Below are 11,450 nucleotides of genomic sequence, written 5' to 3'. Positions count from 1 at the left end.
AAAAGAGGAAGTCAAGCTTATGACTTCCTCTTTTTTTTTAAGAATACAAATGGGGAAGTTGGCCGCCTAATATCTAATCAAAGAATCCCTTAGCCGGCAGAGGCGACTGCTCAAGATCAGCAAGAGGAAAGATAATTGTGTGTAAAATCTATCTTAGAAAGGGAGAGCCTGATATTTATTTATAAATTATATATGCTATTGCCTCCATTTCGGCTTGGGTAAACTGTGGGAATTTGTATTAGTAAGGAAACGTTAACCATGAAACACTTTCGATTAATTCTACTGATTTATTTACTTCTTTCAGTATCAACATCTTGCTTTTCACAAGGCACTTTTAATGGAAATATTGTGTTTACCAACCAGACACAGATTGATACATTCCCTCCTTATACAAAAATAAACGGTAGAGTCGCGATTAGAGGCACTGGAATAACAAATCTTGACAGCCTCTACCGTCTCACTGAAATTCGGAACAATCTGGATATGACCTTTCCAAATTCGATAAGCCAATTGGAAGGTTTGCGCAATCTTAGGGTAATTGGAGGTTCTCTGGATATGGCCATAAAAGGTTCCTTTTTCCCCAATTATAGCCTTAAAAACCTGGATGGATTTAGAAACCTGGATTCAATTGGACTGAGTCTTCGGATTAACAAATATGATTCCCTTAGAAATATAGATGGCCTCTCAAATCTCAAATGGGTCAGATCGGATATTGCACTAGAGAAAAATGCCAGGATCAAAAACCTCGATGCCTTAGCAAATATAGATTCGATTAGAAACCTTATTCTAACTGAAAATAGCCTTTTAGAAAATATTGATGGCCTAACTAAGATCACCTATTTAAGCGGGGGAATTGAAATAGGCCAAAACCAGCAACTCAAGGACTTGAACGGCTTATCGAATTTGACATTTTGTGGGGGATTTTTAGTGATATATGATAATGATAGTTTGAGGAATCTTGCTCCTTTGTCTTCACTTACTTCTATCGGGAATTTTAGCGCAAATTCACTAATCGATCTAAATATCTCCGAGAATGATATGCTAACAAGTCTGCGAGGACTTGAAAATGTTCAAAATATTTATGGGAAAATTCGTATTCGAAATAATCTATCTCTAGTTCAGATAGATGCTTTTACAAGCATGGATAGTCTGCATGAGAGTTTGGAAATTTCTTTAAACCCTTCTTTGCAAAATTTACAGGGGTTAAGAAACATAATTTATTATGGAGGGAGCATTAATATTACTGCAAACACGGCTCTAACTGATTGTTGTGGCCTATATAGATATGTCAGCAATGTGGATTCCCTGACGGCAGCAAATATCTTCAATGCTAATGCTGCGGGCTGCAATGAAATTGAGGTATTGAATAATGGTCCCTGTGGTGGATACACAATCACGGGTAATAGTTACCTGGATGTAGATGGGAATTGCCTGGAAGACCCGCAGGATTTTCCCCTGAAAAACAGGATTGTGGTAGCTAAACCTGGTCCTTATTATGCTTTAACGGATTCAAATGGAAATTATAAGATGTCCCTGGATAGCGGCAATTATCTTTTATCCATTCTGGATTCTGAGGATGACTGGGAATTGTGTGATTCAAGTATTCAGGTAAATAATTCAAATACAAATGCGCAAGCCTTAGGGCTAAAGGCTAGTCCTTGCCCAGATTTGACACATTCATTGGGTGGTTTTTGGAGTAGACGCTGTTTTCCTGGAAGAATAAACATCAACTATTGTAACCTAGGGCTTATCTCTGCAACCCAAACTCAGCTTTGGGTTGATCTCCCGCCTAACCTAAAGTTGCTATCCGCTGATATGCCTTTTGTCTACGAGCCTGATAGTAGCCTGCTTTTTGATCTGGCCACCTTGGCTCCTAATACTTGTGGAAATATCAGCCTGAATGTTCAGGAAACATGTTCATCTGTCGAGCTACTAGGACTCTCTCCATGTGTTGAAGCCTGGATTTCATCTCCTGACAATTGCACTCCGGTAGCTGCCAATTGGTCTGGCGCTTCTCTTTCTATGGATAGAGACTGTATTAATGATACCGTCAAATTTTCGGTAGTCAATCACGGAACCGCCAATATGCTGGATTCCACCTCTTACAGAATATTTGCAGATACGGTTCTGGTTGATACGGGCAAACTTTTCCTAAATATGGGAGACAGCCTCGTTTTCGACATAGCAGGAAATGGACAGACCTTTCGCCTGGAAGTAGATCAGGTTCCCAATCACCCAACTAATGCTATGGTTTCAGTAGCTTTGGAGGCATGTACGGCGACTTTGGATAGCAGTACTTCCAAAGGGATGATCCAGCAATTTAGTACTCCTCTTAGAAGGCCAGAGTCGGGATTTGCGGTTAATTGCCAGGAAATTATCGGCTCTTATGATCCCAATGATAAACAAGTCTTTCCCCAAGGAATTGGGCCTTTGGGTTTGACACCTCTGGGAAGCCAGTTGGAATACCTCATTCGCTTCCAAAATACGGGTACAGATACAGCTTTTACTGTTGAAATAAGGGATGAGTTATCCTCAGCATTAGATCTATCTACTTTTAGACTGGGAAGTGCCTCACATCCTTTCAGAATGGAATTAAAAGGATTTGGTAAGCCAGTCCTTCATTTCTATTTTGACAATATCCAATTGCCAGATTCCAATGTTAATGTGGCTGCAAGTCAAGGGTACATACAATTCTTTATAGACGCACTTCCTGAAAAGCCAGCAGCTACAGAAATTAAAAATTGGGCTGATATATATTTTGATTTTAACCCTCCTATAAGAACCAATACTGTACTTAATACACTCTCGGATTTCCGTCCGGAAAATTTAGGGAGTATTCCGGGAATAGTGAAAACGTATTATCCCAATAGTATCAATCAAATCGAAGATAGTTTCCATTCAAATTTTTCCTTTTTTCCTAATCCTGTAAAAAATCATCTTTTCCTTTCTGTAAATTCTTTATCTATTAGAGAATTGAATCTTGAATGGATAAACCTTCAGGGAAAGCGGATTTTTAGCGAAAGTGTGAAAATATCTTCGGGCAGTTCACAAATCCAACTTAAGCTTCCCCACTTGAAACCCGGACTGTACTTTATTCAAATAAATAAGACCTATACCTATAAATTAAGGATAGAGTAAAATAGAAAGGCATTGAAAATTTCGAATTTACTAGCGAATCAGGTTGGAATTTCATTCATGCTCCCCCCCCAAAAAAACAAGGTCCGCCACAGCGGACCTATAAGGGAAATCACTTGTTAGGGAAAAGTGAATTTTTCTATGTGCTAGTAGATCTAGTTTCCAGCCTGGTGCATAACCGTCTGTGGATAAGGAATATCGATTCCTGCTTGATCCAAGGCTACTTTTACTTTTTCCTGAATACCGAAGTACACATCCCAGTAATTGGCGACAGTAGCAAAGGGCCTTACTGCAAGATTTACTGAGCTATCTCCTAATTCCAGAACATTTACAGAAGGTGCTGGGCTATCCATAACTTTGGGGTCATTTTTCATCACTTCCATGATCACATTTCTGGCTTGCTGGATATCTGCATCATAACCGATTCCGATAACCAAATCTACCCGAAGCTGATCAAGTTTGGAATAGTTTACGATATCGCCATTTGATAAAGCACCATTTGGCAGGATTACGGTTTTGCTATCAGGAGTTGTAAGAGTCGTTACAAACATATTTAATCCCTCAACTACTCCGGTATGTCCCTGAGCTTCGATCAGATCACCCATTTCAAAAGGTTTAAAAATCGCCATCATCACACCTCCAGCAAAGTTGGACAAACTACCCTGAAGCGCCATACCCACAGCCAGACCCATCGCAGCAATAATTGCAGCAAATGAGGTCATTTCTATCCCCATAGTGGATGCAGCAGTCAAAACAACCAGCACTTTGAGCAGGATACTCATGATATCCGTGATAAAGTTAGCAGCAGTTGGATCACTGGTGTTTTTCCTCATCCGGTTTCCAATCATTTTCGCGATCCTGTTGGCAATCCAGAATCCAATGACCAGTACCAGAATAGCGCCTATAGCTTTGGTTCCATAGTCGAGTATCTGATCCGTTGAAATATCATTCAAAAAGTCCATAAGTATTGTTAGTGTAATAAGTTAAAGAGAAGGTGAAAGTCTTTCAGAAATTAAACATTTTAGCTGAACGAACAACCTTTAGATACGTAAATTTCTGCTCGGTCACCCCACTTAACAATAATTTCATATTAGATCCCCAGGTTGCTCCGAAACATCTGAATAGCAACCGCGATAATGATGATTCCAAAGATTTTTCTCAAGGCTTCTAAACCGGAATCTCCAATCTTTCTTTCCAGCCATCCTGTAGATCGCAATGCCAGAAAAACAAGCAATAAGTTTAGAAGGATCCCTGCCAGAATACTCATGGTCCCAAATTTTGACTTGAGGGATAATATGGTGGTCAAGGTACCCGCACCTGCAATAATGGGGAAGGCCAAAGGAACAATCGCTCCACTACTTGCACTCGGCTCATCTCTGAAAAACCTAATCCCCAGAATCATTTCCAGGCCCATAAAAAAAATAATCAGAGAACCCGCTAAAGCGAAGGAAGCCACCTCTATTCCAAAAACATCCAGCACAGAGGTTCCAAAAAATAAGAACATCAACATGAGTAGGCCTGCTATAAGCGTCGTTCTTGCCGCCTGAACCTGCAAACCCTGCTTTTTCAAATTCAGGATTATTGGCAGAGAACCAGGAATGTCAATAACTGTGAATAGAATCAAACTAACAGAAAGTGTTGAGGTAAAAAGCATGGTTTTTCTTTTAATTAAATAGCTAATTATTAATGGTTAATTTTCGCACAATTTTACGCCAAAAAAGTCTAATTGTATTCATACTTGTGTATTTTGTGTTATTTTTACTATATATTTACATAAAAAGACCACTTTGACATTTTATTTTTCAATAAAATATGTTGGACTATCAACTTGATTATCTCGATCGGGAGCTCCTCCAGGAACTGGGCTTAAATGCAAAAATCCCCTTTACTCAGCTAGCAGAAAAGCTCCGCATTTCCAATTCCCTTGTGCATCAGAGAGTTAATAAACTGAAGGATGCGGGAATCCTTGGAGATGCTGTTTTCAAGCTCGACCCGGAGAAGCTGGGCTATAGTACTTCAGCCTATGTATTGATCATGTTGAGTCATGGAAAAAAAGGCGTAGAAGAACTTATGAATGCATTAAAAGAAATCCCCGAGATTGTAGAATGCGCCAATATCGCTGGGAGGTATGACCTTATGGTAAAGATCTACGCCCGGGACAATGCTCACCTTCGCGACATCCTCTACGATCGCATCGACAAGCTGGATGGAGTAGAAGGAACCAATACCATCATTTCATTTGAGGTAGCCTTTAGTCGGGGACTTTCTCCCATGGCTGCTTTGAAAAAGGAAAAGTGATCCTTCCTGAACCCTTCCGCCGCAAGTCCCTTCCCCTCAAAAAAGAAAAGTCCCGCATCCGGCATTCTATACTACTTGGCACGCGCGCACTCCTTTGTTCTGTAGAACAAGGGAAGGTGAGCGTGAGGCGGCGGGTTCAAAAGTTTTAAGAAAACATTAACACCTCCCTAACAATCTTTTAAGAAGCTAAAAGCGTATTTGATAATGTAAGAGAAAAAGAACCTAAAGAATCTTTCTCTTATCCCATTAAATGTTTCAACGCTTAGATGAAAAAGATGAAGAAATCCCTCAGTCCTTTTGCCCTGGTAATGGCAGCTGGTATTTTTGGAAGCGCACTTACCCTGGGCGTGAATCAGTATTTTTTCAAAAATGATCAAAAAGTAACCATCGAACATACCCAAAGTCTCCCGACTTTGAATAGTAGGTTTGATACCCAGATCTCATCCACTCCTTCAGATTTCACTACCGCTGCAGAGCAAGTGATGCCAGGGGTAGTTCATATAAAATCTACCTCTCTGGATGGCAGAGGCGGTGGTGGACAAGTGCCAGATATTTTCAGAGACTTCTTCGGAGATGACTTTGGAGGTAGAGGTCGCAGTCCCCAGCCCAGTGTTGGTTCCGGTTCTGGAGTAATCATCAGCCAGGATGGATATATAGTAACGAATAATCATGTGATCGATAAAGCTGATGATATTGAAGTATCACTCTTTGACAATCGCAATTATAAAGCAGAAGTCATCGGCACAGACCCAACAACCGATTTGGCTCTCATCAAAATAGAAGCCGAAGGCCTGGAGAAAGTAAGTTTTGCCAATTCGGATGAAGTAAGAGTTGGAGAGTGGGTACTGGCAATTGGTAACCCTTTCAACCTGACCTCTACCGTAACCGCAGGTATCGTAAGTGCAAAAGGTAGAAACATCAACATCCTGAGAAATCGCTCTGCAATCGAGTCCTTTATCCAAACAGACGCAGCAGTAAATCCCGGTAATAGCGGGGGAGCACTGGTAAACCTTGATGGTGATCTTATCGGTATCAACACAGCTATTGCCAGTCGCACAGGATCTTATTCCGGATACTCTTTCGCAGTACCCACCAATATCGTCCGCAAGGTTATGGAAGACCTCATGCAATATGGCGTGGTACAAAGAGCTTTCCTTGGGGTTCTGATCCGTAATGTGGATGGACAATTGGCAAAAGAAAAAGACCTCGATCTGACAAATGGCATCTATATCGATAGCCTGACCTCAAATGGGGCAGCAGCAGAAGCCGGATTGAAAATTGGAGATGTAATCACTGCCGTAGACGGTAAAGCCGTAAGTTCTTCTCCAGAACTCCAGGCAGCCATAGGTACACATCGTCCTGGCGATAAAGTAGAGGTAACCGTCAATCGCGGAGGTGCAGAAAGAACCATAAATGTAGTGCTGAGAAATGGAGACGGAAATACCGGATCGGTTGAAAAGAAAGAAATCAAAACCCTGGCAAAGCTGGGAGCAGAATTTGAAGATATCAGCGAAAATCGGGCAGCTAGTTTGAATATCGAGGGAGGAGTAAAAGTAAAAAGCCTGGGAGTAGGCACGCTGAAAAGACTGACTGATATTCGCTCGGGCTTTATTATCACCAAGGTTGGAGAGGAGCGCATCGAAAATACAGATGACCTCACTGCAGCCCTGGAAGACCAGGCCGGCGTAGTAACCATAGAGGGTATATACGAAAGTTATCCTTCCAGAAGACGTTACTATACCTTCGATTTAAAGTAATAAAAAAGTGTAAATACATAAGTGTATCCTTAGTGGATATTTAAGGTTAGAAGTAGATTCAAAGTAAAGGCCTCCCTTTTGGGAAGGCCTTCTTTGTTTCTAATCCTGTTTATTTCACCATGATCTTTTGAGTCGCTACCTTTCCTTTATCTGTTATCACCTTAAACAGATAAATTCCGGCACTTAGTTCATCGGGGATTTCAAAGACTGAAGCCGGAGGGTAATGCAAAGACTTGCCATCAAGTCCTATCAAACTCATTTTTCTCGCATTAAGATTGACATACAATTTTTCATCTACCTGATAAAGAAAAGGTCTCTTTGGATCAATCTTATCAGTTTCCTCTGGAAAAGTGATCCCAAAGATCACATCACTGACAAAACGCTGAACATAGGCAGGATCTGTTATGGGTCGATTGTTTCCTCCATTTATTGCTCCTCCGATTAGGTAAAGAGTATCGACTGAAACCCGAACAATCTGAGAGGCATGCGTAGTCCCGGTCAAAGGATCAATGGTTTCCCAACTCTCCGAAACGAGGTCAAGGCCCTCTCCCAAAGCATAGGTTCCTCCCGCATATTCTCCTCCCCAAACATTTAACTGAACATTACCTGCAGTATTTATTAAGAATGCCGCCATAGGTGCAGCCCGATCAGTTGGAATAAGAGTTCCCAAAGTCGTCCAGCTATCTGAGGGAATATCATAAACATCTATTTCGCTTACCATGTCTGAGTGTAAGCCTCCATGGTTTACTTTGCTCCTCCTGCCTCCAACCAAATAGACTTTATTGTTGTAATACAAAGCGATTGAATGATCTCTCGCACGTGGACTATTCGCCAACACTTCCCACTGCTTCGTCACTACATTGTAGCGATCTGTCATATTTACATGACCACTTTGGTGTCCGACAGTCAGTCCATTGAAGTAATAAATCCAGTCCCCGATCAGTATTGCCTGGGCTGAACCTCTCACTCGAGCAGGAGGTATGGCTGATTCCAGATTCCAACTATCATTACGGACATCATAAGTATACAAATTAGCAATCGGCGTTTCATTGGGATAACCGCCGGTCATTCCCATGCCCAAATAGGCAATTCCATCTTTCTCAACTGCCTGGAAGTGGTGGAATTCGATCGGGCCATCTGAACCCGTACTTACATGATTGGTCTGAGGATTATAGATCAGGGCTCGTTTGCTTCCTCGTCCTCCGACGAGCAAAATCGTATCTCCGACAATCACTACCCCGCATTCATGTTTCTGAAAATGCCAGGAATGACTGCCATCATTAGTGGGGGAAAGATTTGTCCATTGTGCCTGCAGAAAAAGACAGCAACACAAACTAAACAGGAGGCTGGTCAGGGTTTTCATATCACAAGGCTTATAGGTTTAGCTATAAATCCCTGAGCAGCAAATGAATGTAAATTACGATTTTCGTAATATCATAACGCTGTACCAATCCTATTATTGTTAAACCCTGTAGATAAAGCAGTCGTATGCCTTATAAGCATCTATGAAAAAGAAATACCTTTATCTGATTTTCCTCTTAATTTTCCTGGCGGTAGCTCCCTTTATCCTGGCCGAGTTTGTCCTCCCCTATTCTATTATCAAGCCCTATAAGCCCCTTATTCGCGAAGGAGTTTACGATCCAAAAATCAAAACGGAAGACTTAAGCATCAACAATGAGAAAGGCCTTGAACTTTCTACCAAACTCTTTTACCCTGATACAGAAGAAATAAAAGGAGGCCTCATTCTATTGCACGGCATAGGGAGTTGTAAAGAACACCAATATGGCCTGGCTGCTGAATTTGCCGCCCGGGGATTTCTGGCTGTAACCTATGATGCACAGGCACATGGAGATAGTGAAGGAGCGTACTGCACCTTTGGATTTGAGGAAAAGGAAGATGTGATTCGGATGAAAGTACTCCTTCAGGAAAAACTAAGTGGACCTATTGGGATTATCGGTCACTCCATGGGTGCGGCAGTCGCTATTCAGGCACTAGCCAAAGATCAGGAAATAGAGTTTGGAGTGATTATGAGCCCCTTTGCTGAATTGGATGATATTGTCCTGGATCGAATGGAGCTTTATTCATTTATCCGGTGGAAACCTTATTCAGATTATGTACTGACGAAAGCCGGTGAAATTGCCGATTTCGATCCCGAGCAGGTTAAACCTGTCCAATCCGCTCAGGAAATTCAGCAAGCCATCCTTCTCGTTCATGGTGAAAAGGATGTGAATATTTCTCCAAAACATGGAAAAAGGATATTTGAACAGCTTGCGAGTAAGAATAAGCGACTCTACCTCATTCCTGAAGCCGGACACAATGATCTTTTCGACAAAGGAGGAAAGGCCTTTGCAGATACTCTATTTGCTTTTGTGGAAAGGCAGGTTTCAGCTAAAACTATGGAAGCAAACGACTCACCCTGATATTTCTATATTCCGGACGGGTCATACCAGAAACCAGAGAAACAAAATCAGAAGTAGCCGGAGGTGCATAATCAAACCAGTATACAAACTGCTCGTTTACAAAAATTTGATACAGATCTCCTACCTTTCGTAAGGTCAGCTTATTGAATTCTTCTGCACCATTCAAGAGATCTAAACGCTCAATTTCACGTAGTACCCCAAATACCTGATTCCCACTTCCTATGAAAAAGCGTTTACTCCCTCGGAAAACAATTTGAATGGCTTGAGATCCACTCAGGCTGCCCCACTGGAATCCGACCCAGGATTCACTTGCTCCCAACTTTACTTCTACTTCCAGTTCAAAATCCAAAGAAGGAGCAGTTCCCAGATTCTCTAAAAATTCTCGCCGCACTTCAGGAACATCCGTCAGTAGGACACGCTTACTTTCATCAAACTCATTATAGTCAAAGCTCCAGTTCACCCATTCCGGTTCTGGAGTATTCTCATCAAAAAGTTCATTGGTATAATATTCTTGGCGGGTCCCGGTATAATTTACAGGAATGGTTTGCCCATCAGGAATGGGATCACCTCGCATGCGACTCGCCCATTCTCCATTGGAGAGAAGATCATTTCTATGTCGGCGATCCAGTTCACAATGCCCCAGTTCATGAAAGATCAGACCCTCACGCTGAGAATCATTAGCATCATCCCAAAAGAATTTTTCAATTTCTATTCTATGTTGCCCGAGATAACAAACCCCTCCGGATTCTTTGGAAACCGCATCTCTGAATTGAATAGACAAACCTGAATCAGAGAAATCAATCGTTTGTCCCCTTTTGGCTGCTTCATCAATGAAACGGTCCACATATTGTTGAAATTCGAGTTCTACATTATAATTTGGCGTATCTCCTTCACAGGCTGCGAGAAATAAGGAAATAACACCCAATAAAAATATACGACTAAGTATTCTCATAAAATCATGGATAGTAATGAGCATCATGTATATGACTTATTTTCCGGGCTTTTCCCTAAAATAAAAAGAAAAACCGAATAGAAATGTCAACCTTCAAACGGATTTGGCCTTCATTTCGTTCGATGAGGATGTAAAAAAATTTTAGTCCGAAGATAAATCTCCCGGTATTTCTCCCTGAATTTCTTGTAGGATGTAGTCAAGCTTTTCGCGCTCTGCCCAGATCCATTCTGTATTATAATCGATGATCTTGTTTTTCCGCAAATAATTGAAAATACTATTTACACTTTGTCGAGAGGTTGCAGTAAGTTTTGCAATATCACTATGAGTCAGCTGATTTTTTACCCGAATCTCTTCTCCTTCTTCCTTTCCAAATTGCTTGAAAAAGTCCAATACAAATTCCAGAATTCGTACGCGGGAGCTTTTAAATAAAATGGAGTCCAGTCTGCGCTCAAGTTTTTCTATACGATCGCCCATCAATTGATGAACAGCCGTGTGCAGACCGGGATTTCTATCCATCAATCGATTCATGGTAGATACAGACATGGGACAAACGAGGCTGTCTTCCAAAGCAATAGCAAAGTCATTGCTAGTCTGCCTGTTAAGTAAGGCCATCTCCCCAAATATATCCCCTTGTTTTGCCAGATACTTCAAATCTTCGCGCCCATCCGCACGCAAGCTTCCAATTTTTACGGATCCTTTTTTGAGGAAGTAAATTTGTCCTTCCTCTGGCTGAGAAAATAAAATAGGATTTCCTTTATAAACCCGGTGCAAAGGCAATTCTTTTGCCAGGTATTCAATGTCCTTTTTATCGATCCGACTTAAAAATCCAAATTGCTCGAGGTACCAAATTTTGGCTATTTCCATGTGGTGTAATTTCTCTAAAACCCA

9 protein-coding genes are annotated in these 11,450 nt (G+C 41.4%); 4 read left to right on the top strand and 5 right to left on the bottom strand.

The window, feature by feature from the left end:
- The first annotated feature begins 258 nt into the window (after nucleotides 1–258).
- The gene (locus R8P61_31330; protein ID MDW3651615.1) at nucleotides 259–3,138 is read left to right on the top strand and encodes a T9SS type A sorting domain-containing protein; all 2,880 of its coding nucleotides are present in this window, start codon (nucleotides 259–261) and stop codon (nucleotides 3,136–3,138) included.
- 152 nt (nucleotides 3,139–3,290) lie between these two features.
- Here R8P61_31330 and R8P61_31325 read toward each other — a convergent pair whose 3' ends face one another.
- Together R8P61_31325 and R8P61_31320 are read right to left on the bottom strand one after the other, a co-directional pair.
- Nucleotides 3,291–4,097 (bottom strand): mechanosensitive ion channel, encoded by an 807-nt coding sequence (locus R8P61_31325; protein ID MDW3651614.1) that lies wholly within the window; start codon nucleotides 4,095–4,097, stop codon nucleotides 3,291–3,293.
- A 128-nt stretch (nucleotides 4,098–4,225) separates the two neighbouring features.
- A complete protein-coding gene (locus R8P61_31320) occupies nucleotides 4,226–4,789 on the bottom strand; it encodes a MarC family protein (protein MDW3651613.1) in 564 nt (187 codons plus the stop codon).
- A gap of 158 nt (nucleotides 4,790–4,947) precedes the next feature.
- On the opposite strand from R8P61_31320, the gene R8P61_31315 reads away from it, so the two are divergent.
- Complete coding sequence (locus R8P61_31315) at nucleotides 4,948–5,433, top strand: Lrp/AsnC family transcriptional regulator (GenBank protein MDW3651612.1); 486 nt, start codon at nucleotides 4,948–4,950, stop codon at nucleotides 5,431–5,433.
- Nucleotides 5,434–5,708: 275 nt separating this feature from the next.
- Nucleotides 5,709–7,190 carry a Do family serine endopeptidase gene (locus R8P61_31310; GenBank protein MDW3651611.1) on the top strand — a complete coding sequence of 494 codons (1,482 nt, stop codon included), beginning with the start codon at nucleotides 5,709–5,711 and terminating at the stop codon, nucleotides 7,188–7,190.
- 109 nt (nucleotides 7,191–7,299) lie between these two features.
- On the opposite strand, the gene R8P61_31305 is transcribed toward R8P61_31310, so the two are convergent.
- Entirely contained in the window at nucleotides 7,300–8,553 is a 1,254-nt protein-coding gene (locus tag R8P61_31305; protein ID MDW3651610.1) for a kelch repeat-containing protein, read from the bottom strand.
- Between the two features lie 142 nt (nucleotides 8,554–8,695).
- Here R8P61_31305 and R8P61_31300 point away from each other — a divergent pair, with 142 nt between their 5' ends.
- Nucleotides 8,696–9,610: an alpha/beta fold hydrolase gene (locus R8P61_31300; protein MDW3651609.1), complete on the top strand. Its 915-nt coding sequence runs from the start codon at nucleotides 8,696–8,698 to the stop codon at nucleotides 9,608–9,610.
- On the opposite strand, the gene R8P61_31295 is transcribed toward R8P61_31300, so the two are convergent.
- Both R8P61_31295 and R8P61_31290 read right to left on the bottom strand, forming a co-directional pair.
- Nucleotides 9,585–10,589 (bottom strand): hypothetical protein, encoded by a 1,005-nt coding sequence (locus R8P61_31295; protein ID MDW3651608.1) that lies wholly within the window; start codon nucleotides 10,587–10,589, stop codon nucleotides 9,585–9,587. The genes R8P61_31300 and R8P61_31295 overlap by 26 nt on opposite strands.
- Nucleotides 10,590–10,703: 114 nt before the next feature.
- Nucleotides 10,704–11,426: a Crp/Fnr family transcriptional regulator gene (locus tag R8P61_31290; GenBank protein MDW3651607.1), complete on the bottom strand. Its 723-nt coding sequence runs from the start codon at nucleotides 11,424–11,426 to the stop codon at nucleotides 10,704–10,706.
- Between the last annotated feature and the right edge of the window lie 24 nt (nucleotides 11,427–11,450).

The organism is Bacteroidia bacterium (genome assembly GCA_033391075.1).
Classification (GTDB): domain Bacteria; phylum Bacteroidota; class Bacteroidia; order J057; family J057; genus JAWPMV01.
This window is presented reverse-complemented; position numbering and strand designations above follow the sequence as displayed.

Coding starts and splice junctions, on each gene's coding strand:
- R8P61_31320 (MDW3651613.1), bottom strand. CDS start 4,789: ATGCTTTTTACCTCAACACTTTCTGTTAGTTTGATTCTATTCACAGTT.
- R8P61_31290 (MDW3651607.1), bottom strand. CDS start 11,426: ATGGAAATAGCCAAAATTTGGTACCTCGAGCAATTTGGATTTTTAAGT.
- R8P61_31315 (MDW3651612.1), top strand. CDS start 4,948: ATGTTGGACTATCAACTTGATTATCTCGATCGGGAGCTCCTCCAGGAA.
- R8P61_31305 (MDW3651610.1), bottom strand. CDS start 8,553: ATGAAAACCCTGACCAGCCTCCTGTTTAGTTTGTGTTGCTGTCTTTTT.
- R8P61_31325 (MDW3651614.1), bottom strand. CDS start 4,097: ATGGACTTTTTGAATGATATTTCAACGGATCAGATACTCGACTATGGA.
- R8P61_31330 (MDW3651615.1), top strand. CDS start 259: ATGAAACACTTTCGATTAATTCTACTGATTTATTTACTTCTTTCAGTA.
- R8P61_31310 (MDW3651611.1), top strand. CDS start 5,709: ATGAAGAAATCCCTCAGTCCTTTTGCCCTGGTAATGGCAGCTGGTATT.
- R8P61_31295 (MDW3651608.1), bottom strand. CDS start 10,589: ATGATGCTCATTACTATCCATGATTTTATGAGAATACTTAGTCGTATA.
- R8P61_31300 (MDW3651609.1), top strand. CDS start 8,696: ATGAAAAAGAAATACCTTTATCTGATTTTCCTCTTAATTTTCCTGGCG.